The organism is Myroides odoratimimus (assembly GCF_001485415.1).
Lineage (GTDB): Bacteria > Bacteroidota > Bacteroidia > Flavobacteriales > Flavobacteriaceae > Flavobacterium > Flavobacterium odoratimimum.
In genome coordinates this window covers 1-26,662 of the sequence record NZ_BCMQ01000030.1, presented here as the reverse complement: position 1 = coordinate 26,662, position 26,662 = coordinate 1, and the positions used below count along the sequence as shown (strand labels likewise).

The window sequence follows — 26,662 nt, the reverse complement described above, 5'->3', positions numbered from 1 at the left end:
ACAGAAAATAAATAATTAAAAATAATTATATAACAAAAAAGAGAATGTCTATATATAGACACTCTCTTTCCAATTTTAATTATATTTCTGAATTATAATCTGTTTCAATTTTCGGTATTCTATAAGTCCATTTATTGTTCATATCCGGAGTAATCTTCTTTGTTACCAAGTCAGACGCATTCCCTCCATGTGCGCTTGATTTTCTATCTATAGTTAAATTTAAACGCTTATAATCAAACCAATCAAATCCCTCTCCCCAAAGCTCTATGGCTCTATACTTAATAATCTCATTTAATAATGCTACACCTGTCTTAGTACATACATAATTAGAGTCTCTTTGTGTGTTTTTTGTAAGTTCAACTAATGTTGAAGAAGCTTCATTATCTCTACCTAAAAAATGCAATGCTTCTGCCTGGATTAAACACATTTCTGAAGATCGGAAATGGTTCACATGCATAACACCTGGTTGACTAGTTACTTTTATTTTAAACTGCATATAAGCAGCTGTTGTAGCTTTTTTATCAATATTAGGGAAGCGTTCTCTAACAGTTATATCAAGTAGACTATTTTTTTGAATAGCTCCTGTTGTAATATTATAAGTAGACTGGTCATATCCTGTTGGATCTAAAAAAAGTTCTTTTCTAATATCTGTTGTAGGAATTGACTCATATAATTCTTTACTAATTCTGCTAGGACTAGCAATCACAGATGTTGAAATTGAATTGTATCCAATCATAGCACCATATGAATTATCAAAAAGATAATTCTCATCACTTCCAAAACTACTCCATATCCATTCCGATGTAATATTATCAAATCCTTCTTTATAAGCTTTCATTGACATTAAGGGATAATCTTCTCTAGCTAATATAGCATGGTTTAGAGCGCTTTGATAATCTTGTCTATTCAACGCTGCACGAGCAAAAATTGCATGTGCTACACTAGCATCTATTAAATAATTTGTATTCCTTTTATAATTACTCTCTGTAAATAAAACAATTGCTTGACCTAAATCACTATATATCTGATCATAAACCTGTTTTAATGGAGCAAGAGGCATAGCTCTAGGATCTTTAGGGCTTAACCTTAATACAACTGATTTAGCCTGCCCATTATTAGAATCTTGCCAACGATTACCATAAATTTGTACTAACATCGTGTAAGCATAAGCTCTATATGATAATGCTTGTGCTTTTAAATACTTCTTAACACTAGCAAAACCATGCACGCCGTCTACTTGAGCAATGATTTCATTAGCATTACTAATAATCATGTAATAATAATGCCAAGGATAAGAATTATTCTCATGGGTTACGTTTTCAATATACTCATTATTACTTATTGCGACAGTACTAGATTCGTCTTTCCTGTAATTACTACCTGTTAATTCTCCATAGAGTAATTTAATCGATCCTTCTCCATTGAAACTCCTCCCCATGTCTGTCATCATTAGTCTTGCTAAACCATTAATGGCATATGTCACTCCTTCAGTATCCTTAAAAATAATTTCTTCTGAAACTTCTTCTGAAGGAATTGTTTCCAAATAATCCTTCTCGCATCCAATATTAATAAACAAAGTACTTAATAATAAAAAATTTACTACTATTTTTTTCATAATACGATTGATTTAAAAATTAAGATTAATGCCAAAAATAAATATTCTCGCCGCCCCAGAGCCTGAACTATTACCAATAAGTCCTGAACCTGTAAAAGATTGTTGTGGATCTAACCCTTTAAATTTAGTAAAAGTGTAAACATTCTCTATACTAACATTCATACCCATTTTTTTTATCTTTATTTTTTTTAATAACTCTGATGGAAAATCATAATTCAGAGTAATATTTTGTATCGATAAAAAATCTCCACTTTTTAAAAATCGTGTAGATTGAGCATTACTATTTTCACTTGTACTATAATCCACTCGAGACACTCCATTATAGTCTATTCTATTTACTGAAGACTCAGTCATTCCTTCAGGTATACCATCCCAAGCATGAATAATATCTTTATGAATTGCATTAACTTTATAAGATACATCCATCAAACTCCTATATTTACTAGCTAAAACCTTACCTCCTAATGCATAAGTAAATAGCCCTGATAAACTAAAACTCTTGTAACTCAATACTGTTGAGAAACTACCATCTACTTTAGGAACACCACTTCCTGCATAAACTTTTTTACCAAACACACCCGGATTAGTTGTATAATATTGTCCATTTATATTCACCAAATGTGCTTCTGATACAGAAGGCTTATCAGGAGCTGAGCCATTCACATTGTATTTTTCTGAATCTATAGTATACAAAGCATTTCCAGTCATTTGATCTACACCAACAAACTCAGTTAAATAAAACTCATAAATACTTTTTCCCTCTTTTCTTAAAAAAGGATCTGAAACTATCCCATGTTCTCTATTAGCAGGAGGTAATTTCAATAATTTATTTTTTAACATTGTAGCATTTACTCCAATATTCCACGACAAATCGTTCATTTTAATAACATCTACATCAAAAGAAACCTCAAAACCGCGATTTGATATACTACCAACATTACTAATTATAGATGAAGTAAACATTGAAGGAAAAGTAGATCCATTAGATACTGGCAATTTCAAATCAAACAAAAGATTCTGTGAGCGTTTATCAAAATATTCTACAGTAAAATTCACTCGATCAAAGACTCTACCATCTATCGCAAAATCAAAAGAAGAAGAAGTTTCCCACTTTAAGCCTTTGTTTCCAAATTGACTCCTATAAGCCGAAGGCTTTCCAGCATAAGTATACATTTTATATAATGTATGTGAGGCATATAGATTAGCAGCTTCATCATTTCCCACCTCTCCATAAGAAGCACGTACCTTCAAATAATCAACTTTTTTAATTTTAAAAAAGTCTTCTGAAGAAACAACCCAACTTCCTCCAACTGACCAAAAATTACCCCATCGACTATCACTGTGGAACTTAGAAGACCCATCACGACGAAAAGATCCTTCTATAAAGTACTTATTTTTATAATTATACTTTCCTCTAAAAAAATATCCCTCTGTTCTATATTTAGTTAATCTCTCATTTGCTATTTCTAATTTATTAAAATTAGACCATTCGATAAGCCCTTTAAAAGTCTCGTCACTTTTAACTCCATATAAAGTACCTGCGTCTGTATTAAAATTCTCATGTCCTAACATCACATCAAAATTGTGATTACCAAAATCTTTTTTCCAATTAAGGAGTTGTTGAAAACTATAGGTTTTATTTCTACTACTATTTCTACCCGACTCCCCATTAGTTCTCTTTCCGATTCCCCCTACACTATTTCTATAATTTCTTATATCATTATAGCCTAGAGCTAAACTTCCTTTTATAGAAAAAGTAAAATCATTTAAAAAATTAATATCAGTATAAATCTGTGAATTAAGTGTTGTTGAAATACTTTCATTAACATCTAACTTATTCTCTAAAACCATATTCCTAAATCTTTGAGATTTACGTGTCTTATCTCCTAAATCAAAAATCTTATCTCCTAACTCATCATAAATAAAATCGCCAGTATCAGGATTGTGCAAATAGATTGGATAAATCGGAGCCATATTTGAAGCTACATGTACTGGATTAAAAACATTAGAATTAGTTATTTGATGTGAACCTGATACATTAGTTCCTATCTTAACAAATTCATTTACATTGTAATCAGCATTAATACGTGTAGTAAATCTTTTATAATCACTACCCTTAAAATATCCTTCGTTATTTAAAAAACCTGTCGAAAAATAAGCTCCACCATTTTCATTAGAAATCCTTGCATTCAAATTTAAATCTTGATAAGTCCCTACTCTTTCTACAGGTTTATACCAGTCCAAATCTGACCTATAACCAGGCAAAACAGATGCGTTGGACATTAAACGCCCATTAGAATCGAACAACTGCTCATTAGATAAGTTATAAATATTCATTCCTAATACATCTGGAATCAAATTTTTTGTTGCAAGTCTATTCGCATCAGCTAAAGAGTTTCCGTTGCTTACTAAAGAATTGCGATACCCTTTCCACATTGTCTCCATAAATCCATCTGGATCTAATTTATCATATTCTAATTGAGAACGATAAAAAAGCCCTTGTTTAAAACCAACGCCTAAAAAACCTTGTCCCTTAGAAGCTTTTTTTGTGTTTATCAAGATTACTCCATTTGATGCACGATTCCCATATAGTGTCGTAGCAGAGGCGTCTTTTAAAACTGTAACACTTTCTACATCTAACGGATTAATATTTCCAACAGGTCCTACGTATACTATTCCATCAAGGACTATTAATGGTTCATTATTAGTTAATGATGAAAAACCTCTAATTCTTATTGAGGGTTCAGAACCTGGCTGACCTGAACTATTATTAATGCGTACGCCTGGTGCAGCACCTACTAATGCATTTAATACATTTGTATTAGGGCGTTTTTCAATATCTGAACTAGTTACATAGGATAAAGATCCCGTTAAAGACTCTTTTGTAGATGAACCATAAGCAACTACTACAATATCTTCTAAAGTTTCATTTAATTGATGTAATACGATATCATACTTTGAATTAGCATCAATCTTTACTGATTTTGTTTCATAGAATACATAACTAATTATTAGCGTATCCCCCCCTATAATATTAATAGAAAAAAGACCTTGCTCATCGGTAATCGTTCCTTGATTAGTACCTTCTACGATGACACTAGCCCCTATTAAAGGAACTCCATTAATATCTTTAACACTTCCTGTAACAATATTTCTTGTCTGACTATACATTACACCTAGTATCATAAAGACTACAAACGTTAAGTAATTTTTAAGTTTCATACAACATTAATTTAAGAATATCATTTTACCAAAATTAACACAGTTAAAACTTCATTAATATCATAATTCAAACAATAAATCACATATACTACAATAAATGAAACATTTCACAAAAAAAACGACTAAATAAACTACTTCATATAGAGTAGCATACTATAAAAACTAATCAACATTTATTAATTTTAATGTAAGAACACCAACATTATATAAGTTTATTTATACAATATTTACTGTGTATTATCTATCAACAATAGATAATATTTCTATTAGTATTGATACAAAAAATCCTAATCAGAATCCTGCGATGGAGGCATCGCTTCTAATACAGATCGAGCTACGTTTTCACCTAGAAGTACTACTTCTTTATCCCTGCTCTTCTCACTTCCATAGAAGCCAGGTGGAGCCCACTTCTTCTTAGATGTATTCTCTATTAGCCCAACTTTCTCAGGCTCTTTATGCTGTTCTATATCTAGTGGTTCTTTCTCTTTTACATCTTCTCTTTTAGTAGACACACTTAGCTTTATCACCTCTCTTTTCTCAGCTACTAGCTCTTCATTCTCTACCTCCTGTTCCCTGTTACCTGCTTGTAGTTCTCCTTCCTCAGTGTGCTGCTCACTATCCCCTCCTATCTGTGTTATCCCGTGATACGCACTTGTGCTGATTACTCTATCATCTGCTGATTTCCACACACTCCAGAAATGAACCTTCCCTTCTTTCCACTCCTTAGGTAAATCAAAGTGAACATACCTATCCTCCCTCTTTGCGATCGCACTTATCTCTGCTACTAAATCTAACGATTCGCTATAGGCTATAATAGATAATCTATCCGTGTTCTTCGTCAGTACATTTGTGATACTATTATCCCATTGTACCTTTATACGTCCAGTCTTAAGTTGGTTTATTTTCTTAATTACAGCAGGAGGCAATGGTCCTATCGACACTAGTACCTTAGCGATATCAATACATGGCTCACCTTCTACATTAACGATTCCTTCTTTCATCAACATAGAGATCAGTTGCTCTTTTCCTGTCGCCATTTTATTATTCAATAAAGCCTGTGGGTAATGCTCATTTATAAAGTCTTTAAACTTACTCACAAAGCTAGATACTACCCCTAGTTTACTTCGTTGAAGTACTTGAGCCTCTGTAGCTAGTTTATGAGACTTACGAGGCTTAGAACGTATAAAATAACGCCCTCTCCACATAAATCCTACTACTGTGCCCACTGTACCATGTACACCTCCTAATATTCCATCTTTTATCTCAGCCATGATTAATACTGTTTAGTTGTGATATTATTAGTTTGTCAAGGCTAATTACAATTGTCTTCAACCTTTCTCTAGTTATCTTCTCTCTATTTTTCTTATCACAAGATATAAAAAACAGAGAAACAACTATTTAACTAATCAAATAGCTTTTAAAAAAGGATCTACACTATTTATCATGTATAAACCTCAATAAACTTTCGAAATAACAATTAACAAATAATTCTTTTCGACAGATTAATATTCATGCTAACACTAGCTACACTTTTACTTCTAGAACAACACTCTATCAATACAAGAAGTATTCGTCGACTACTAATTCTCTAATCCACTATTTATGGACTATACTCCACGGATTGTCGAGGGACTAAAGGAAAACATAGACTTATCAAGGGGTAGAACAATGTATATGTAAAACAAAACAAGAACACTAAAAAACGTATAGCATTGAAAAACAATTCAATAAACAAAAAAGAGGTACAAAAAAAGTGTAGTTGTTTTTTACCTTTCTCTCATACAAAAGACAATATCAATAGAATAGCTATTAAAAAAGGATATAGAATAGCTATTCCTAAAGGCTATATAGCTCTACGAAGAAGATAATAATAAAAAAGGAAGTCTATATTTTTCTAAGCAAGTAAACTTTATAAGAAGATTACTGATATGATTAATATATCAAATCTATAAGGTCGAACTCATAAGAGTGGTACAGTATGGTAATCCCTAAAAACGACAGAACAGTAAACACATTAGGTCAAAAAAAAAGCTTCACTGTATAGTGAAGCTTAGGATGTGGGCGATGAGGGATTCGAACCCCCGACCCTCTCGGTGTAAACGAGATGCTCTGAACCAACTGAGCTAATCGCCCAAAATATTATTTTTAAACAAACTTGTCTTGTGGGCGATGAGGGATTCGAACCCCCGACCCCCTCGGTGTAAACGAGGTGCTCTGAACCAACTGAGCTAATCGCCCAAAAATGTTTTAAATAACTTGGTGTTATTGTGGGCGATGAGGGATTCGAACCCCCGACCCCCTCGGTGTAAACGAGGTGCTCTGAACCAACTGAGCTAATCGCCCAAAAGAATTTTAAATAACTAGGTATTGTTGTGGGCGATGAGGGATTCGAACCCCCGACCCTCTCGGTGTAAACGAGATGCTCTGAACCAACTGAGCTAATCGCCCTAAGTATTTAAACAATTTTGGATAAAAACAATATTTTGAAAATGGTGGGCGATGAGGGATTCGAACCCCCGACCCCCTCGGTGTAAACGAGGTGCTCTGAACCAACTGAGCTAATCGCCCATTTCCTTTTTAAGAACGTGTAATCGTTTGTTGATTACGGGTGCAAATATACGACTGTGATTTTACTTTGCAAGCTTTTTTGAATATTTTTTTTATAAAATTTCAGCTACCACAAATGTGCTTCCCCCTATATATATCAAGTCCTCAGCACCTGCTACCTCCTTCGCTTTTGCGTAAGCATTTGGTATTGAACTACAAACCTCTCCCATCAAACCAAACTCTCTCGCTTTAGCAGCTAAAATCTCAGGTTCTAGCCCGCGTAAATTATCTGGCTTAGCAAAAAAATATTTTGCTTCTTTTGGCAATAAAGGAAGGATAGAATCTAAATCTTTATCATTCACTACACCAAAAACAACATACAAATCACGGTAATTTTCGTGTTTTAACTGATTCATCACGATAGTTAACCCATGAGAATTATGTGCAGTGTCTGTAATTATCTTCGGATTCTGACCTAAAACTTGCCATCTACCCAATAATTTTGTGTTCGAGACCACATGAAGAAGCCCTTCTACTTCGGCTTTTTCTGTTATATGGAATGATTTTCTTAGTAATTCTATGGCTTGTCTTACGGTACGGATATTAGATTTCTGATAATCTCCTTTTAGATCTGAGACTAATGCGCTGTCTATATAGGTATCTTGAGCAAAATAGATATCTGCAGACATCTCTTTTGCCTTACTTATAAATACAGGTTGTGTATGCTCATTATACTCTCCTATCACTACAGGTACACCTTTCTTTATAATACCTGCTTTCTCACCTGCTATAGCTTCAAGTGTATCTCCTAAGAATGCTGTGTGATCCTTACCTATATTAGTAATCACAGAAATCAATGGATGTATAACATTAGTCGCATCTAGACGACCTCCCATTCCCACTTCGATTACAGCTACATCTACTTGCTCCTGTTTAAAGTATTCAAAGCACATACCTACTGTCATCTCAAAAAAGCTCAAAGAGTTCTCTTCAAAAAAGGGTTTGTTACGTCCAATAAAGTCGATTACAAAAGATTCTGATATCTCTATCCCATTAATCTTGATACGCTCTCTAAAGTCCTTTAGGTGTGGAGAAGTGTATAACCCTACCTTATATCCTGCTTCTTGTAGAATAGAAGCAATCATAGAAGAGGTAGACCCCTTTCCATTAGTACCAGCTATATGTATCGTCTTCAGGCTATCTTGAGGATTGCCTAAATGATTAATTAGTTTTATTGTATTGGATAAATCTGCTTTATAAGCTATTGCCCCTTTTTGTTGATACATTGGCAATTGATTAAACATCCATTCTAAGGTTTCTTGATAATTCATATTCAAAAAAATAGGACTACTGTCCTACTTTAAAATTAATAACTATAAATCCGACTTGAATATTCGGTGCGTTGTCATCTGCTTTCCATCTAAATGTCTTGGCAGTAGCAATAGCTGCATCTGTAAGGCATTTAGCAGAGTTCGTTGTCCCTTTAGTGTGTTGTGCAGATACGACCTTTCCGCTCTTATCTACTCTTATCTCCACTACTACAGTTCCTACCTCATTACATTCAGGCACTACTTGTCCTCTATTGGCTAATGCACGTCCATTCAGTCCCCAGCTAGTACCGTTACCACTACCATTCCCCTTACCGCTACCATAAGTAGAGTTAGAGTACATATCTCCATCTAGCTTTCCTTGATCTCCTCCTTTAGTAGAGTTTCCTTGTCCTTCAGACTTTTCTCCAGCTGTCTTTGGCCCATTAATAAGGCTAGCTAGCGCATCAGTTGTACTTTGACTAGGTTTTGGGTCAGGTTTAGGTTTGACAACTTCTTTTTTAGGTTCTTCTTTTGCTTTTGGCTTATCCTCCGTTTTTTTTACTACAGGAACATCTACCTTATTTTGGGTAACAACAGGCTCAGCTGTTGTCTCAACAGGAGTAGCTACTTCAGGCTCTGGTTCCATAGCGATAGGTTCTGTTGGTTGTACATCTCCTTTCCCTACTTCACTATTCCCAAAGTTAATAGCAATCTCACCACCTAATAAATAAGGTTCTTTTTCCTGAACAGGAGTTATAATTTTATAAAAGAAAAACAACAAAAAAAGAAGCACAAAAACTGTTGAAGTAATTGCAAAAGCCTTTTTTTCACTTTCTGTTTGTAATATCTTCATACCTACTTTGGTTCCACTGCTAATACAATCTTATAATTATTGCGATAAGCAATATCCATCACAAATACTGCATCCTCTACAGGAACACCTTTAGCGACATGCAATACTACATTAGGATTCTCTATTGTATTTAATTTATTTTTCAGTCCCTCTTCTAGTTCTTCAGGCATCACTTTTTGTTCATTGATATAATAGCTAGACTGGTCATCTACACTCACAGCTACAGTCTCTACTACATCAGCTTTACCATCAGAATTAGGAAGTATTAAATCTAGTGCATTAGTACTCGTCATCGTAGTAATGGCTACCATAAAAAATATAAGCAATAAGAATACGATGTCCGTCATAGACGACATATTAAACTCTGCAGATACTTTATTTCTACCTCTTATATTCATTATGCTGGATCATTTAATAGGTCTAAAAATTCTACTGCATTTGCCTCTAACTGATGTACAATCTTATCTATCTTACTCACAAGGTGATTATACCCTACATAAGATATAATTCCTACAATCAATCCAAATACTGTAGTCATCATCGCTGTATAAATTCCTTCTGATAATACACTCATATCTATACGAGCAGAGCTAGCTGTAGACATCTCATGGAATGCCATCACCATCCCTACTACAGTTCCTAAGAATCCTGTCATAGGTCCTGCTCCAGATAATGTTGCTAACAGATTAATGTTTTTCTCCATCTTATACACTTCTAACTTCCCTGCATTCTCTATCGCAATATTAATATCCTGAAGCGGTTTCCCTATTCTAGATATACCTTTTCCGATTAGGTGAGATACAGGTGTATCAGTATTTGCACATAAGAGTTTAGCTTGATCTATCTTTCCTTGAGATAAGAACATTTTTATCTGAGCCATAAAGTTATCATCTATGTTAGACGCATTTTTAATAGCGAAGAAACGCTCTAAATATAGGTACAGAGCCATAAATAACATGATAAAAATAATGATCATAATAGCCTGCCCTATTGGCCCACCACTAAAGATAATTTCGCTAAGAGCTAGTTCTTTTTTAACGGCTGCTTCTCCAGCTTCTGCTGCATTAGCTAATTTCTGTGCTACTGCTGTTGTATCCACTTGTAAGAAATGAAACATAAATAATTTGAGTTTTAAAATTTTAAAAGTCTTTTTCTGTTGTTCTATATTGTGCAAAATCGATATAGATTATTCTCATTCTATATTCTCATTTACTCCATGATAACGAAAAAAAATGAGATTTAATATTCAAAATATCAAAAAAAGTGAGATTTTGTCTTTATAATCGTTTGCCATTATAGTTCAAAATGAGTTCAAAGATAAAATGTTTTGTATGTATAATTATACATAAACGCTATATTCTTTATATAACATTCATGTTAGTCATTATCCCAGCTAGTTCACCTACTAATTAATACACTCGTATACAATTCCATACAAACATAATCTTCCTCTTCTGAATAAGCTAATTTACCTGTGTATATACCTCGTGTATTCTACCTGAGCTATGATCATACTTGGCTCCAGTAACACTAGCTAAGACATTCACTTCATCTCTCAATTTTAGTACTCCTAGTAAACCAAATATTATTGCTTCTTTATAATCAATCACTTCATCAGAAGGTCTTTCAAACAAAACGCCCTTCGCATATGCCTTAATCCTACTAACTAAGTAATCATTTTTAGCTCCTCCTCCTGTGACTAATACACGTTGTCCTTCTTTTATACCGATACCTGCTGCAATTTGGATAGCAATATGCTCTACTAGCGTAGCTAAATAATCTTCTACAGATAAGGTATATTTATTAAGAATAGGTTTTATATAAGCATTTAAGAACTCTATCCCCAATGATTTAGGCGCAGACTGCTTATAGAAATCAAGTGCATTTAATTCTCTTAGCAGGTCTTCATTAATCGTTCCTTCTGAAGCAAGCATTCCTTTATCGTCATACTCTAAGCCAAGTTTTGCCACTTGTTCGTTAAGCAAGGTATTCACTGCGCTAATATCATAGGCTAATCTATAATTAAGCCTCCCTTCAAAAGAGATATTAGCAAATCCTCCAAGATTAAGACAAGCTTCGTATTCACTAAATAACAAGCGATCTCCTATAGGTACTAAAGGTGCTCCCTGTCCTCCTAAAAGAACATCTTGTACTCTAAAGTCACATATTACCTTCTGCTGTATTAAGTCAGCTAGTATAGGCATATTCCCTATCTGTAAGGTATAGCCTAGCTCAGGCTTATGAAAGATAGTATGACCGTGTGAGCATACAGCATCTATATCCTCTATCGTTTTATCTTTAATGAATTGATTAATCACAGTGGCTAAATAGGTGGTATAGCGTACATCTAATATTTCTATTTGTTTACTATCTAGATCGATTGCATTCTTTAATTGTTCTTTCCACTGAGCACTATAAGCGACAGTATCGGTACAGTGCACCTCAAAGCTCCACTTACCACTTTCACAATTAAAAGTGATATAAGCCAGGTCTATTCCATCTAATGAAGTACCTGACATAACTCCGATGATATTATATTGGTATTTATTCATAGTATAAAGATTGGTTTTTTACTATAATCTACAAAAGTTTAAGTACAATATTCATTACATTATTCACTTATCAATACAGGTTCTTTAAAATAACAAACATTGTTTCGTCCAAAAATAAATTATAATCATTTTATGCATCAAATTTAAACAGAATCTAAATTGAATAATTGTTTTAAATCAATTATATTTGAGAGCTACAAAAATTAGAACAACTAAAAAATTAAGAGACTATAAATGGATTTTAAATTTACAGAAGAGCAATTGATGATTCAGCAAGCTGCTCGTGACTTTGCTCAAACAGAATTATTACCAGGTGTAATTGAAAGAGATGAACATTCTAAATTCCCAACAGAACAAGTTAAAAAACTTGGTGAACTAGGATTCTTAGGAATGATGGTAGATCCTAAATACGGAGGTAGCGGATTAGACAGCGTATCTTATGTATTAGCTATGGAAGAAATTGCAAAAGTAGATGCTTCTGCTGCTGTAGTTATGTCAGTAAATAACTCATTAGTATGTGCTGGTTTAGAAAAATATGCTAGTGAAGAACAAAAACAAAAATACCTAGTACCTCTAGCTTCAGGACAAGTAATCGGTGCATTCTGTTTATCAGAGCCAGAAGCAGGTTCAGATGCTACATCTCAAAAAACTACTGCTGTAGATATGGGAGATCACTATGTACTAAACGGTACTAAAAACTGGATCACGAATGGTAGTACAGCGGACTACTATATCGTAATCGCTCAAACTGATGTAGAGAAAAAACACAAAGGAATCAATGCTTTCATCGTTGAAAAAGGATGGGCTGGTTTTGAAATCGGAGCTAAAGAACAAAAAATGGGAATCAGAGGATCTGATACACATTCATTAATGTTCACAGACGTAAAGGTTCCTAAAGAAAATAGAATCGGAGAAGACGGATTCGGATTTGCATTTGCAATGAATGTATTAAACGGAGGACGTATCGGTATCGCTTCTCAAGCATTAGGTATCGCTCAAGGTGCTTACGAATTAGCATTAAAATACTCTAAAGAGCGCAAAGCTTTTGGTACTGAAATTATCAACCACCAAGCAGTTGCATTTAAATTAGCTGATATGGCTACTCAAATCACTGCTGCTAGAATGCTTTGCTTCAAAGCTGCTGCTGAGAAAGATGCAGGTCAAGATATTTCATTATCTGGTGCTATGGCTAAGTTATTCGCTTCTAAAACAGCAATGGATACAACTATTGAAGCTGTACAAATCCACGGAGGTAATGGATATGTAAGAGAATATCACGTAGAAAGAATGATGCGTGATGCTAAGATCACTCAAATCTATGAAGGTACTTCTGAGATTCAAAAGATCGTTATTTCTAGAGCTATTGCTAAATAAGCATTACTCAATCCTTATAAAAAAGGCTATTAACCACTTGTGTTAATAGCCTTTTCTTATTTATTGTACATTGACCTTGATGGGTAATTTAAATGTTGTCGGGACACGCCTGCCATTCTGAGAAGCAGGTTGCCACTGAGGCATTGTTTGAAATACAGCTATAATATTTCTCTTTAAATAAGGTGGTAGATATCCTTGTATACTCTGAATAACAATATCAGAGAATGTACCATCTATATCTACTGTAAAGTTCACATTAAAACGATACTGCTCACCTTGATTTAAATAATGATCTAAATTAAGTTTATTAATCATATTTGCTCTAAAAGCCTCTTCCCCTTCATATGGACTTGCTTCTATTATCAAAGAAAAAAAAGGTTTACCATACTCTTCCTCCATGTATTCAATATTAGTATCCGCACTGTTAGAACTAACTTCTTCACCAGAAGCTGTAATTATTTCTTTCTCAGGACTAACAGTTATATCAGTAATACTAGTATCATATTCTATAATATCCCCTCCTACTACTCCTACTTGTGTAATATCAGCTGGCATTTGGTTGTTAAACCTAACTCTTGGACCTTCAAAATAGTTTCCTAAAGGAATTTCTTCTACAGGTACATAGTCAATTATAGGACTTGTTAATAGATAATAAGCTTCGACAGTGTTAGCTAAGTCATTATTACTATCTGAGAGAGGAAGTAAGGGACAAAATACAATAGTTTCATCTTTTCTATTAGAATCAGAAGTAAACAAATAAGAACTACCAATAACACCTAGACATAAGAATACACTTACTCCTAAAGCAAACAACATGATTTTAGCATCACTTTGTTTGGGATGAAAAGGGCTATAATATAATTTTACCGTACTCATAATCTTCTACTTACGTTATGTAAAAATAGCGTTTTTAAGATTAACAAATACCTTATAAGCAAAAAAAGACCTACTGTAAATAGTAAGTCTTTGTTTAAAACGTATTAAACATTGATTCGTGAGAATTTTCTTTTCTCTTTTTCATATAATTTAATCTGTACGATTCTACTTAAAGGGCAATAAACACCGCTAATCACCTAAACCAAAAATACAAACAAAAAGTTAAATACAAAACAAAAAACAACATTAATACCAAAAAAGATATACTTAAACAAAAACAGTTAAAAATAAACTTTAGCAAAGACTATTGCTTTTAACACAATCATTGAACTCTCTTTTGTAATTTTACACCAAACTTTATCTATACATGAAGCCACCTAAATCTATAAAAGCGAAGATTCTCTTTCTATACTTTACGCTATTTGCAGCTGCATTATTCTCTGGAGCGTATATTTATAAAGAGGCTAAAAAATTTACTATTCCTGAGGAGCATGTAATTGAAGAAAATAATAAAATCTTCTTAGTTACTAGTGCTATCAATAACCTATACAGTAGTGAAGCTTATAGTAGAACAGCTATTCTGAGTGGTAATAGTAAAGATATCAAGCTCTATTATAAAGAGCTCGACACCATCGTTAAGCAAATTAACTTGGTACAAACACATGTACAAGATCCTATTACAGTAGTGAAGCTTGACTCTGTTAAAGACCTACTTTCTCGTAAAAAAGTCAGTTTTGAAAACATTATCAAAGCTAGAAAAGATCTTTCTGCTGAAAACAAATACACTGAGGCTTTCTCTGAAATCTACAATATCCGTGAAGAAATAGAGAAAAACATACAACCTATCGTAATCCAAAGTAAAGAAAAGGAGAAAAGAAGTGGTTGGGCAAGGTTATTCAAAGGAGATCATACTGATACTATTAAAACAACTATTAACTATCCTAGTATATCTGACTCTATTATCAATGCAATGGAGCGTATCCTTATCGCTACACAAGAGAAAATCAATGACAAACAAAACAACTTGCTCAACCAAGAACAACGTTTACTGAAAGAAAACAAGATTATCACTGATCAGCTAAGAGGTATCCTACAGAATGTAGAACAAAATATACTTACACTATCTTATCAAAAGATCAATGAGTCAAAATCTAGAATTAGCGCTGCTTCTACCAATATCGCGTATATCGGAGGGACTGCACTAATCGTAGTTTTAATACTAGGGTGGATTATCATTAGGGATATCAATCAAACACAGGAATACAGAAATGCATTAGAAAAACTAAATAAAGAGAATGAAGTGCTACTGCGCAGTAAGTCTATGCTGCTCGCTACAGTAACTCATGATTTACAGACTCCTCTAGGGGGACTTATTGGTTTTACTGATTTATTAGATCAAACAAACCTTGATAACAAACAACAGAAGTACGTTAACAACATTAAGTCTTCTTCTAAGTATATCACAAATTTAGTCAACGACTTAACAGATTTCTCTAGATTAGAGAACAACAAAATAAGTATACAACAGAAAGCATTCAACCCTAAAGAACTAGTAGATAACACATGTAATATACTAGTGCCTAATGCTGAGAACAAAAACATAAAATTAAATTGGTCAATTGAAGATAGCTTAAATAGCAACTTTGTCTCAGATCCGCATCGTATAAAGCAAATACTAACAAACTTAGTCACTAACGCAATCAAGTTTACACAAGAAGGAGGAGTGAATGTTAGTGTTACGAAAGAAAAAGAATATATAGTCTTTAAAGTTTCTGATTCTGGAATAGGAATAGCAGCTAACCAAACTAAGAATATCTTTAACGAGTTTCAACAAGCTCATGATGGAATAGAAAAGAAATTTGGAGGTACTGGATTAGGACTTAATATTTCTAAAAGAATGATTGAATTATTAGGAGGAACTATTCATGTAGAGAGTATATTGAATGAAGGATCTACCTTCACCTTTACAATACCTATTATAGAAGCTGAAGAAGACACCAATATAATTGTACACACCAATGACTTACAATCTGTATTCCAATCTCTTAATAGGATAAATATAGTTGTTATAGATGATGATAAAGTACAGTTACAATTGATGGAAGAGATTCTTTCTCCTTTATTTAATAAAGTCACTGTAACTTTCGATCCTACATCCATAGAAGCTATTTTAAAAGAAGATCAATACAATTTGATACTTAGTGATATTCAGATGCCTAAGATGGACGGATTTGAGCTTATAAGTCATTTAAAGAAAAATACTGATTTTAAGACCATTCCTGTTATAGCACTTTCTGGTAAAAGAGATATTACAATGGAAGAATTCACTCAAGCAGGGTTTGCTTCTGCGCACCCAAAACCATTACAGCTTACAGAGTTACTAATTCTAATTTCTAATATTCTTAATCTTGACTATCAATTAAACAGTTCTAGAACTAAAGAAAAGAACATTGAAGACGCTAATAATCAAACAACAATAAGTGCTACTTATAACACGAATACACTAAAACAATTTATTGGAGATGATCTTAATGCTTTAAGGAACCTTCTAGTAATCTTTATAGAAAGTACAGAAGAGAACCTATTAGACATGCATTATGCTGAAGAAGATTTTGACTTAGAACAAATTGGAAATATAGCTCATAAAATGCTACCTATGTTCAGACAACTTGAAATTACATCCATTATACCTCTTCTAGAAGTACTAGAAGATAAAACAATAACTTTCGAAACTCAACTTGAACTAAGAAACTATATTGAGGTATTGGAAGATAAAATAAACTTAATACTTACTCAGATAAAACAGAATCACTTAGAAGAATAACTAATCAAAAAGCCCCTTAATACGAATATTAAGGGGCTTTATATATAACAATAATCTTGTCTATTATTTCAAACTAGCAACTGTTGTTAGCTCATCTGATTCTAATGTATAATCAATTGAATCAAACTCAAATCCAAACAAGTTGAAGAAGTCTTTTCTATATCCAGCTAAATCAGAAATAGCTTCGATATTCTCTGAAGTTACCTCTTCCCATAACTTAGCTACTGCAGATTGTACATCTTCTCTCATCTCCCAATCATCAACACGAATACGTCCTTCTGTATCTAAAGCTAAACTACCTCCATATAAACGATCAGCAAATAAACGTTGCATTTGCTCAATACATCCTTCATGAATATTTTTCTCTTTCATTACTTTATATAATAATGAAATATATAAAGGAACAACAGGGATAGCAGAACTTGATTGAGTAACTAAAGCCTTATTTACAGAAACATAAGATACACCATTAAGATCTTTAAGTAAATCATTAATTACTGGTACCGTAGCCTCTAAATCATTTTTAGCCATACCTATAGTACCATTTCTATAGATAGGGTAAGTTAATTCAGGTCCTATATAAGAATAAGCAACTGTTTTAGCTCCATTTGCTAAAACACCCGCTGCTTTTAAGTCTTCAATCCAGAATTTCCAATCCTCTCCCCCCATTACAGCAATAGTGTTATCAATATCGCTTTGTTCCTTAACAGGATCAATACTAATATTAGATACAACTCCTGTATGGAAGTCTACTGTTTTATTAGTGAAAGGTTCTCCGATAGGTTTTAATACTGAAGCATAAGCTACACCAGTCTTTGGATGAGTTCTACGTGGCGAAGCTAAACTGTAAACAACTAAATCTACTTGACCTAAGTCTTTTTTAATTAGCTCTATAGTTTCTTTCTTAATTTCGTCAGAAAAAGCATCTCCATTAATACTCTTTGCATAAATACCAGCCTGTTTAGCTTGCTCTTCAAAAGCTGCAGAATTATACCATCCTGCTGTACCTGGTCTACCTTCTGTACCTGGTTTTTCAAAGAACACACCAATTGTAGCTGCATTAGAACCAAAAGCAGCAGAAATACGTGAAGCTAATCCAAATCCTGTAGAAGCTCCAATTACTAATACCTTTTTAGGTCCGTTTACTATTTGTCCTTTAGACTTAACATATTCGATTTGCGTTTTTACATTCTCTGCACATCCTTCTGGATGAGAAGTTAAGCAAATAAATCCTCTAGTTCTAGGTTGTATAATCATTATAAATCTTTTTCTACTTAGTTGAATTTAAACCAAGTTGCAAATTACGCATTTTATCACAACAATACATATTTATTATTATAAAATAACATATCTACAAATTCCTCATCTTCAACAAGAAACTTTAATTATGAGATAAAAAAAAGGTTGGACATGTCCAACCTTTTTTACTTCTTATAAATCTGTGATTATAAATTCACTTCTTCTATTCTCTTGATGTTCTCTCTCACTACAAGGAACATTGTTTTTACAACGATTGATAATTCCTCTTTCTCCATATCCTACACCTCTTAATCTCAATCTATTCACTCCTTGACGTACTAACCAATCTACTGTTTGATCTGCACGACGCTCTGATAATCTTAAGTTATACTCATCAGGACCAACACTAGAAGTGTACGAACGAACTTCTAATTTTAATGAAGGATTAGTCATCATAATAGATGCTACTTTAGACAATTCTAATTGTGCATCACTTCTAATAACAGAACTATCATTATTAAAGTATATCGGTGCTAAATCTGTAAGCTTACCTAAATCATCTCCAATTCTTGGATTACCTTCATTCTTTCTTTTAGGTTCCATATAGTCGTTATCATCATCAGTTGGATAATTAAGAGATGAAAATGCCTTACTTCTTTCTAATTCAAAGTCAACCTCTATAGAATCATCCTTATTAACATCTTCTACAGATACTTCTTCAGATTTATATCCTTTAGCTTTAACGGCTACATAGTAATCTCCTTTAGATTTGTTGAATAAGAAAATGATAATTTTATAGAAGTATAATAAAGCAACCAAATCAACAGAGTGAACCAAACGGTTGACAAAGTTAATGACTTAAGAACTGAGTAGGACTTTGTTGATTCTACTAAAAGGTATCAGACTAGTAATTAAGACGTTCGGGTCTAGTATTAAGGTTTAGATGATATTTAGTAATAGGTTGCCTTAAATAATTATCATATGGACAAATTTACACAATTTATCGGAATCGACATTTCAAAAGAGTATTTTGATGCATCAATTTATGTAGAAGTAAACAAGTATAAGCACAACCAATTTGCTAATACAAAGAAAGGTGTTTTAGAATTTATGAAATGGATGAAGAGTGAAGGTTGTTCTATTGATAATACATTAGTCTGTATGGAACATACAGGAATTTATAAGAATATTTTAGTTAGAGAATTACAAGTTAAAAACTGTAATATCTGGGTAGAGATGGCTTACAAGATTATTAGAAGTAGTGGAATACAAAGGGGGAAAAATGATAAGGTAGATTCAGCAAGAATAGCGTTATATGCTAAAAAGAATCAAGAAGAGGCAACTTTGTTTAAAGCATCTGATCAAGTAATAGATAAGATGCAAGCATTATTAGGTCAACGTGAAATGAGTATAGCTCATAAAACGGCAATGAGTACAAGAACAAATGAATTAAAGGACTTTAATGTTGATTTGTATAAAATACTATGTACTAATGAAAAAGCTTCATTAAAAGCCTTAGAAGAGATGATTAAGTCAATAGATAATCAATTAGATATTCTGTTAAAAGAGCATCAAGAAATTAAAGAGATTTATGACTGTGTTACATCTGTAGTTGGTATTGGGCCTATTACAGCAATGTTCTTGATCTGTTATACTAATAGATTTACCTCATTTGATGATGCTAGACAGTTAGCATCATACTGTGGAGTAGTTCCTTTTGAGTATACATCAGGCAAATGCGTAAAAGGAAAGCCTAAAGTACACTTCATGTCAAATAAGAAGCTTAAAAAGCTTTTACATATGTGTGCATTATCAAGTATTAGGCATGATCCAGAGATCAAGAGTTATTATGAGAGAAAAGTGGGAGACGGAAAGCACAAAATGCTTGTGTTAAACAATGTAAGAAACAAATTAGTACAACGTATATGTGCGTGCGTTGAAAACCGAAAAATGTATGTAATGAAACAAGTAGCTTAATCAAAAGCTATACATAACGGATATAAACATAGAGGATAATATACATTATTCCAGGCATGTCTATGTCTTAGATAATTGAATTATTATCAGAAAAACGAAATAAATATTATGAATTATTATTTGCTTTTATCATAGTAATCAATCTGAACAGAATTATTTGGATACTTATCTATATTCTCTATGATAAAATAATCGTTCTTTCCATCCCCATCTGGCGAAACTGCATTATAAATCTTTAATTCTGAATTATAATCTGAATCCACTAATGCCAATGTAAAAATACCTTGAGCTTCTACTACAATAGGCGTCTTTACAGTCTTTGTTGATACATCTACTATACCTCCTAAGTCTTCCCATTTTAAGCCCTTATCATCCCAACGAACAATGTGTAAACTCTTCTCTGGATTAGTCAATAAAAAAGAAGGGGTCGTTTGCTCATTCCAACTTAAAGTTAATATAATAGCTCCATTACTCGCTTCATTCTTTACTTCCCAATACTCCTCATTATTTATATCTATAATCGCATTTTTAACATTATGTGCTCGACCCACCAAAGGATTTACACGTTTATACTGGGTTTGAAATAAATTTTGTAATCCGCTACTCTCTCCTAGGGTAATTGGGCGATAATATGTCCCATCTCCTACTGGCATTTCCATTTCTTTTTTTGCATCTAGATCGGCCATACCAACTACGTGACTTTCATCTCCTACACCCTCTACACTTGAGCTTTCTAAAAAGGTAATACTTCCTGATAATGGAGTATTTACAACTACATGACCGCGCTCAAAATAAGCTTTACCAGCAATACTTATTTCATTCTCTAAATCAATTCCATTACTATTAAAGATTACATCTTCAAACAAAGTGGAATTTGCTCCTCCTGATATTTTTTGTTTTGCTTTAGCTTCACTCAATTGTTCAAAGAATACCTGACTAGCCTTAACTGAACGTGAAAAAACAAAAGCACCTGTATTACTAAAATCATCTAAAAAATAGATATCTCCAGAATTTACAAAATTTCCTTGAGCACTATTAACAAACTCTCCACTTACAAACAAGACTTCATTAGCAGATACAAACATTTCTCCTGTATTATAAAGCTCTACTTTCTCTTGTGCATGTAGCACACAAGAAGTTATAAGCACAGGTATTAATTTCAATGTATTCCCTTTTTTCATATCATTTTTTTTACACTTATTTATATAAAATTCACAGATATACACATACCAAAAGCAAACATTATAACAAATAACAAAATTAAAAATAAAATTAACATTTAATAATCAATTAAAAAACATTTTTTAACACACTATCTATTAAACAATTATTAACAAAAAAATTCTACTTCTAATGATTTTAAATCAAAACAATACTCATCTTAAGTCTGAAAACCCTCTATAATTACATAAAACCCTCGTTTAATACATTTTAAATATTTGAAAAACATTGTTTTTTAAACTCTTGAACCAAATAAAAAAGCTAAAAAAGGCATTATATACAGTTTAGTATATTAATATTCAAACAATCAATCACTTAAAAATCTAAAAAACATTACTCAGTATAAATCCATAAACCTAAGACTAACAAAATATAGATGCCCCCCTAAGGAAACAGCACATAAGTTTCTAACTAATGGAATACTTTATCTTTTTATGTCTTTCACACCAAATAAGCTACCAATAATAAACTCCCTAATAAGACATCAGGTTAAAAAATGAAGGGGTAATCCGTCCTAAAAAAACTGTACAGCTATAGTAGGACGAGACAACCCTAATTAGACTGATCACATAGTGGTCGCATAGTTATGGGATACTGCTCGCATAAAAAAGGTACAAAAGCATGCGACCACTACCCCATAAACAACCTATAAATATCCTATTAAATGTAATATGATCAATTACATTATCAAAATCTCATAATAGAAAGCAACCATACTACTTATGTTCTAATACATCCTAATTAATCTTTAATACTACAAATAACAATATCTAAAATGAAAACTATAATAGCAATCAATACCAAATACTACAAATAAAAAAAGCTCCCTTACGGGAGCTTTTAGTGGCTAATGCTGTTAGTTTTAAATCCTACAGCAGGATCGGTCGAAAAAAAAATTGTTTTGTTGTTTTTAAGAACACTTATAATATAGTATAAACGTAGACTTAAGTCATTATATTACAATTCTGTAACAATAAATTCACTACGTCTATTTAACTGATGTTCTTCTACTGTACATGGCACTCCATTACTACACTTATTCTGTAATTGTGTCTCACCATATCCTTGTCCTGTCACTCGGCTTGCCTCGATACCTTGGCTGATAATCCACTGTACTGTAGACTTCGCTCTGCGATCAGACAATCTTAAGTTATAATCATCGTTTCCTCTACTATCTGTATGAGAACGAACATCTATCTTCATAGTAGGGTATTCTTTTAATACTTCTACCACTTTCATTAATTCAATAGATGCATCTCTACGAATATTTGATTTATCAAAATCAAAATAGATTGGATTCAGTTTTAATTTCTTAAATAGATCATCATCTTTAGTAATAGGTTTCTCTGTTTTCTCTAAAGGAATATCTTGTTTTTTAACTCCTCCAGCTACAGCATCTAATTGTACGATTACTTCTTCTGTATTATACTTCTCAGCTGCTGCTTTTAAGCGATACTTCCCTCTACACTCTAGTTCATCTATTCTATAATATCCCTTATCATCAGTGATTAGTTCTCCGATCACTTTATATGAGTTATCATACACAGTTACTTTAGCATTGGCTAATACCTCTTGAGTATCTTTATCAAACACAATACCTTCTAGGCTCTGGTGACATACTTTCTGCATAAAGAAGTAAATATCATCTCCTCCTACACCATTCACTCTATTAGAACTAACGAATCCTTTGCGTGTCTTACTATCAATATAGAATGCAAAATCATCTGTGCTACTATTAATAGGTGTTCCCATATTCGTCACTTGACCTACACTTCCATCTACATTAATCTTCGTCACAAAGACATCTAAACCACCAAGTCCTGGATGCCCATCTGAACTAAAGAACAAGAAGTGATCTTTAGATATAAATGGGAAAGTTTCTCTACCTGCTGTGTTTACTTTATTCCCTATATTCTCTACTTTACCATATTCTCCTGTAGGGTATAATGCTACTCTAAAGATATCAGATTGTCCTAAAGTTCCTTCTCTATCTGAAGAGAAATATAACCATTTGTCATCTGGTGTTAAAGCTGGGTGAGCTGTATTATGGTTATCCGAGTTAAACGGCAACTCTTCTACATTCTCCCATTTACCTTCTTCTGATAAAGTCGCTTTATATATTTTTAATAAAGTCGAATGCTCTTTATTTAATCTTCTCTTCCCTTTTACACTTGTATTATTACGTGTAAAATACATCGTCTTCCCATCAGAAGTAAATACAGCTGTTGCTTCATTTACTTTAGTGTCTAACTCAGGTGCGAACTTCACTGGCTCTTCAAAAGTACCGTCTGCATTAATCACACTACTGTATAAACTTGTAAAACTCTCGTTCGTCCATTCGTGTAATCTCTTTCCTGACTGATGTTCTGTATTACGAGCAGAAGTATAAATCAATTGATTTCCTAATAAAGCTGCTCCATAATCTGAATAGGCAGTGTTCACACTTATATTCTTTAGTTCGTATCGATCAGAGTTATTCTCTATCTCTTTTAGATAACGGTCTTTACTAGATTCAAAAAGCTGTGCTCTAGAATCGTTTGCCTCTAATTTAGAGAACTCTTCCATCATCAGTTTTGACTTATCATAGTTTTCTACAGCTTTTAGGGTCTGTGCGTAACGATAATAATATTCTGATGGTAACACTTCTTTGCCTTTATCTTCGTATTGACCTTCAAACAATTCAGTATACCACTGATTTGCTTCTATTAATTTTCCATTAAAGTAATATGCATCAGCCAACTTCTTCAGCATATCAGCATTGGTGTATCCTTTGCTAGCTATGCGTTCATAGATCTTAATAGCATCTACGTAAGCTTGGGTTTGATATTCTTTATCCGCTTTCTTCTCTGCTACTTTCTGTCCATAAGTACTAATACCTACGAAAAGCAACATTGTCAATAAGCTTATTTTCAATAGCTGTTTTTTCATACTTGTTTTCTTAAGTCCTCTTTTATTAGAAGAAACGAGGAGCATTAATTGTACTACGACGGTTAAATAATTCGAATCTTAAGAAGATCTCGTGTGAACCTGAGTTATAACGTTGAAGCGCAGTAGTCTCAAAGTCATAAGAATATCCTACAAATAAATTATCATTTACCTGGAATCCTGCCAAGGCGCTCACTGAAGCATCCCAACGATAAGCCGCTCCTAAAGTAAACTTGTCATACATCAAAAAGTTAGCTGTCAAATCTACTTGTAATGGTGCACCACTTACTGCCTTAACTAAAGCGGCTGGCTTAAATAATAAGTTCTCACTCACATCGAATACATATCCTCCCATTAAATAGAAGTGCATCTTCTGACGCATCGTCGTGATATCATTATCATCGTAGCGATCTGTAGTCAAGAAGTTCGGAACTGATAACCCTACATAAGCTTTGTCAGAGTATAGATAAACCCCTGCTCCAATATTTGGATTAAACTTGTTGTTTAGATTCTCTTGGCTTACAGGATCAGTAGGATTGTGGATATTAAGCTTGGTATAATCAACACTTAATAGGTTAGCAGTCGCTTTTAACCCGAATGCTAATTTATAATCAGCATTTAAGTCAATAGCATAAGCTAAATCTACAGAGATATTATTCTCATCCATCGCTCCTAGTCGATCATTGGTAAAGTTCACTCCTAGTCCTAATCCACTTTCTCCAAGAGGTGTAGACACAGATACATTCGCTGTCTTAGGTGCTCCATCTAGTCCTACCCACTGTGTTCTGTACATCCCAAACACGTTCAGTGTTCCTCTACTACCTGCATAAGCAGGGTTGATCATATTAGCATTATACATATACTGTGTATACTGTGGATCTTGTTGAGCTTGCATTTGAGAAAAGCAGCCTAAGGCGAATAGGCTGATTCCGATTTTCTTTATGTTTTGTTGAATATTCATATATTCTCTTACTTATTGCTTTCTAAATGTAGGTAACCCGATTTCTTAATCATACGCGAACCGCTAGCGTCTTTATACTCATAACTCACGATGTAGAAATAAGTACCTGTAGGTAATTTCTCACCTTTATTTACAGTAACACGTCCATCAGAGTATCCTCTAAACACATTACCTGCACTGTCATAACTCTTCGTATCAAATACCTTAACTCCCCAACGGTTATAAATCTCTACTGTATTATTAGGGAATCTGTTGATATTATCTATGATGAAGTAATCATTCTTACCATCTCCATCAGGAGAAACAAGGTTGTAAATAACGATATCTCCGTCTAAGATTAAGTCTGTATTCACAGTAGCTAATGTAAAGAATCCGTACCCCTTCACACTAGTAGGTGTTGTGATCTCTTTTTTCTCCACATCCACTACTCCTCCTTCGTCTACCCAAAGCTGTTGCTTAGCATCCCAGCGTACGATGTGTAATTCTTTCTCTGGGTTCACTAATAACTCTTTAGGTGTCGTACGCTCATCCCAACTCAGTGTCAGCATGATGTCTCCTTTACTATTATCACTTCCTTTATCTACTGTCCAGTACTCGCGCTCATCTAGTAAGTTAATCACTCCTGACTTAGCACTACGCGCTCTAAAGAAGTTCTTATCATCTAAGTTATACTTTCCTTCATACGCATCCTTTACATGATCTGGAGCAGTGATTCTAGCATAACGGTATAGTCCTTTATCTCCTTTAGGATATTGGAACTCCTCATTACCTATCTTCTCTACATATCCTTCTGCGTGGCTTCTGTCTGTAGGCTTAAGTGCTTTCGCTCCTTGGTGGAAGGTTAGCATCCCTGCTAGTGAGTCTACCTTAATAATACCATCTTTAAAGTCTACACTACCTCTTACGTTAGCCTCGTTCTTTAGGTCAAAGGCCATATCTTTAGTAGAGTTGTCTAGTACTACATCAAAGAAATTAGAAGGTTGGCTTCCAGTGATATGCTGAGCTCCTTTTGCTTCTTCAAAAGGAGTGAACACAGCTTTAGAACCTTTGGCGTTAGTGCTGTGATCATAAATATTGTCATTGTTAAAGTTGCTGTAGTAATAAACCGTTCCATCATTCTTTACATACCCTTCTTTTGTATTGTCAAAATCATAGATAGTAGACAT

General features: G+C 33.4%; 18 protein-coding genes and 5 tRNA genes. 3 read left to right on the top strand and 20 right to left on the bottom strand.

Translation table 11 applies throughout. From position 1 onward, the window contains the following. Positions 1 to 79 precede the first annotated feature (79 nt). The 13 genes from MODO_RS16880 to MODO_RS16820 all read right to left on the bottom strand — a co-directional run bounded on the left by MODO_RS16880 (position 80) and on the right by MODO_RS16820 (position 12,099). Entirely contained in the window at positions 80 to 1,615 is a 1,536-nt protein-coding gene (locus tag MODO_RS16880) for a RagB/SusD family nutrient uptake outer membrane protein (RefSeq protein WP_006258669.1), read from the bottom strand. Positions 1,616 to 1,627: 12 nt separating this feature from the next. Beyond that, on the bottom strand, positions 1,628 to 4,837 hold the full coding sequence (locus MODO_RS16875; RefSeq protein WP_059051484.1) for a SusC/RagA family TonB-linked outer membrane protein: 3,210 nt from the start codon (positions 4,835 to 4,837) through the stop codon (positions 1,628 to 1,630). 287 nt (positions 4,838 to 5,124) lie between these two features. Further along, positions 5,125 to 6,108 carry a DUF6266 family protein gene (locus MODO_RS16870; RefSeq protein ID WP_006258671.1) on the bottom strand — a complete coding sequence of 328 codons (984 nt, stop codon included), beginning with the start codon at positions 6,106 to 6,108 and terminating at the stop codon, positions 5,125 to 5,127. A 787-nt stretch (positions 6,109 to 6,895) separates the two neighbouring features. After that, positions 6,896 to 6,970, bottom strand: a tRNA-Val gene (locus MODO_RS16865). Between the two features lie 30 nt (positions 6,971 to 7,000). Next, positions 7,001 to 7,075: transfer RNA gene (locus MODO_RS16860), tRNA-Val, on the bottom strand. Positions 7,076 to 7,105: 30 nt separating this feature from the next. Continuing rightward, positions 7,106 to 7,180 (bottom strand) — tRNA-Val (locus MODO_RS16855). A 30-nt stretch (positions 7,181 to 7,210) separates the two neighbouring features. After that, positions 7,211 to 7,285 (bottom strand) — tRNA-Val (locus MODO_RS16850). Positions 7,286 to 7,327: 42 nt separating this feature from the next. Next, a tRNA-Val gene (locus MODO_RS16845) sits at positions 7,328 to 7,405 on the bottom strand. A gap of 92 nt (positions 7,406 to 7,497) precedes the next feature. Next, positions 7,498 to 8,715, bottom strand: coding sequence for a bifunctional folylpolyglutamate synthase/dihydrofolate synthase (locus tag MODO_RS16840; RefSeq protein WP_006258672.1), 1,218 nt, complete (start codon positions 8,713 to 8,715; stop codon positions 7,498 to 7,500). 16 nt (positions 8,716 to 8,731) lie between these two features. Beyond that, a complete protein-coding gene (locus MODO_RS16835) occupies positions 8,732 to 9,547 on the bottom strand; it encodes an energy transducer TonB (RefSeq protein WP_006258673.1) in 816 nt (271 codons plus the stop codon). Positions 9,548 to 9,549: 2 nt separating this feature from the next. Continuing rightward, complete coding sequence (locus MODO_RS16830; protein WP_006258674.1) at positions 9,550 to 9,945, bottom strand: ExbD/TolR family protein; 396 nt, start codon at positions 9,943 to 9,945, stop codon at positions 9,550 to 9,552. Further along, positions 9,945 to 10,664 carry a MotA/TolQ/ExbB proton channel family protein gene (locus MODO_RS16825; protein ID WP_006258675.1) on the bottom strand — a complete coding sequence of 240 codons (720 nt, stop codon included), beginning with the start codon at positions 10,662 to 10,664 and terminating at the stop codon, positions 9,945 to 9,947. Before MODO_RS16825 ends, MODO_RS16830 begins: the two co-directional genes overlap by 1 nt. A 346-nt stretch (positions 10,665 to 11,010) precedes the next feature. Beyond that, positions 11,011 to 12,099 carry an anhydro-N-acetylmuramic acid kinase gene (locus MODO_RS16820; protein ID WP_006258676.1) on the bottom strand — a complete coding sequence of 363 codons (1,089 nt, stop codon included), beginning with the start codon at positions 12,097 to 12,099 and terminating at the stop codon, positions 11,011 to 11,013. Between the two features lie 234 nt (positions 12,100 to 12,333). Here MODO_RS16820 and MODO_RS16815 point away from each other — a divergent pair, with 234 nt between their 5' ends. Beyond that, positions 12,334 to 13,473, top strand: a complete 1,140-nt coding sequence (locus MODO_RS16815; protein ID WP_006258677.1) for an acyl-CoA dehydrogenase — start codon at positions 12,334 to 12,336, stop codon at positions 13,471 to 13,473. 60 nt (positions 13,474 to 13,533) lie between these two features. On the opposite strand, the gene MODO_RS16810 is transcribed toward MODO_RS16815, so the two are convergent. Beyond that, entirely contained in the window at positions 13,534 to 14,349 is an 816-nt protein-coding gene (locus MODO_RS16810; protein ID WP_006258678.1) for an energy transducer TonB, read from the bottom strand. A 367-nt stretch (positions 14,350 to 14,716) separates the two neighbouring features. Here MODO_RS16810 and MODO_RS16805 point away from each other — a divergent pair, with 367 nt between their 5' ends. Next, a complete protein-coding gene (locus tag MODO_RS16805) occupies positions 14,717 to 17,173 on the top strand; it encodes a hybrid sensor histidine kinase/response regulator (RefSeq protein WP_006258679.1) in 2,457 nt (818 codons plus the stop codon). A gap of 63 nt (positions 17,174 to 17,236) precedes the next feature. Here MODO_RS16805 and fabV read toward each other — a convergent pair whose 3' ends face one another. Together fabV and MODO_RS16795 are read right to left on the bottom strand one after the other, a co-directional pair. Next, a complete protein-coding gene (fabV, locus tag MODO_RS16800; RefSeq protein ID WP_006258680.1) occupies positions 17,237 to 18,430 on the bottom strand; it encodes an enoyl-ACP reductase FabV in 1,194 nt (397 codons plus the stop codon). Between the two features lie 174 nt (positions 18,431 to 18,604). Continuing rightward, entirely contained in the window at positions 18,605 to 19,249 is a 645-nt protein-coding gene (locus MODO_RS16795; protein ID WP_006258681.1) for an OmpA family protein, read from the bottom strand. A 144-nt stretch (positions 19,250 to 19,393) separates the two neighbouring features. Here MODO_RS16795 and MODO_RS16790 point away from each other — a divergent pair, with 144 nt between their 5' ends. Further along, positions 19,394 to 20,389, top strand: coding sequence for an IS110 family RNA-guided transposase (locus tag MODO_RS16790; RefSeq protein WP_006258682.1), 996 nt, complete (start codon positions 19,394 to 19,396; stop codon positions 20,387 to 20,389). Between the two features lie 116 nt (positions 20,390 to 20,505). On the opposite strand, the gene MODO_RS16785 is transcribed toward MODO_RS16790, so the two are convergent. The 4 genes from MODO_RS16785 to MODO_RS16770 all read right to left on the bottom strand — a co-directional run. Beyond that, entirely contained in the window at positions 20,506 to 21,570 is a 1,065-nt protein-coding gene (locus MODO_RS16785) for a T9SS type B sorting domain-containing protein (RefSeq protein ID WP_006258683.1), read from the bottom strand. 997 nt (positions 21,571 to 22,567) lie between these two features. Next, entirely contained in the window at positions 22,568 to 24,538 is a 1,971-nt protein-coding gene (locus MODO_RS16780; protein ID WP_039330374.1) for an OmpA family protein, read from the bottom strand. Positions 24,539 to 24,563: 25 nt separating this feature from the next. Beyond that, positions 24,564 to 25,496: a PorP/SprF family type IX secretion system membrane protein gene (locus tag MODO_RS16775; RefSeq protein WP_006258685.1), complete on the bottom strand. Its 933-nt coding sequence runs from the start codon at positions 25,494 to 25,496 to the stop codon at positions 24,564 to 24,566. 8 nt (positions 25,497 to 25,504) lie between these two features. Next, positions 25,505 to 26,662 (bottom strand): T9SS type B sorting domain-containing protein (locus tag MODO_RS16770; protein WP_059051381.1); only part of this gene is annotated, 1,158 nt, incomplete at its 5' end.

Coding starts and splice junctions, on each gene's coding strand:
- MODO_RS16880 (WP_006258669.1), bottom strand. CDS start 1,615: ATGAAAAAAATAGTAGTAAATTTTTTATTATTAAGTACTTTGTTTATT.
- MODO_RS16875 (WP_059051484.1), bottom strand. CDS start 4,837: ATGAAACTTAAAAATTACTTAACGTTTGTAGTCTTTATGATACTAGGT.
- MODO_RS16870 (WP_006258671.1), bottom strand. CDS start 6,108: ATGGCTGAGATAAAAGATGGAATATTAGGAGGTGTACATGGTACAGTG.
- MODO_RS16840 (WP_006258672.1), bottom strand. CDS start 8,715: ATGAATTATCAAGAAACCTTAGAATGGATGTTTAATCAATTGCCAATG.
- MODO_RS16835 (WP_006258673.1), bottom strand. CDS start 9,547: ATGAAGATATTACAAACAGAAAGTGAAAAAAAGGCTTTTGCAATTACT.
- MODO_RS16830 (WP_006258674.1), bottom strand. CDS start 9,945: ATGAATATAAGAGGTAGAAATAAAGTATCTGCAGAGTTTAATATGTCG.
- MODO_RS16825 (WP_006258675.1), bottom strand. CDS start 10,664: ATGTTTCATTTCTTACAAGTGGATACAACAGCAGTAGCACAGAAATTA.
- MODO_RS16820 (WP_006258676.1), bottom strand. CDS start 12,099: ATGAATAAATACCAATATAATATCATCGGAGTTATGTCAGGTACTTCA.
- MODO_RS16815 (WP_006258677.1), top strand. CDS start 12,334: ATGGATTTTAAATTTACAGAAGAGCAATTGATGATTCAGCAAGCTGCT.
- MODO_RS16810 (WP_006258678.1), bottom strand. CDS start 14,349: ATGAGTACGGTAAAATTATATTATAGCCCTTTTCATCCCAAACAAAGT.
- MODO_RS16805 (WP_006258679.1), top strand. CDS start 14,717: ATGAAGCCACCTAAATCTATAAAAGCGAAGATTCTCTTTCTATACTTT.
- fabV (WP_006258680.1), bottom strand. CDS start 18,430: ATGATTATACAACCTAGAACTAGAGGATTTATTTGCTTAACTTCTCAT.
- MODO_RS16790 (WP_006258682.1), top strand. CDS start 19,394: ATGGACAAATTTACACAATTTATCGGAATCGACATTTCAAAAGAGTAT.
- MODO_RS16785 (WP_006258683.1), bottom strand. CDS start 21,570: ATGAAAAAAGGGAATACATTGAAATTAATACCTGTGCTTATAACTTCT.
- MODO_RS16780 (WP_039330374.1), bottom strand. CDS start 24,538: ATGAAAAAACAGCTATTGAAAATAAGCTTATTGACAATGTTGCTTTTC.
- MODO_RS16775 (WP_006258685.1), bottom strand. CDS start 25,496: ATGAATATTCAACAAAACATAAAGAAAATCGGAATCAGCCTATTCGCC.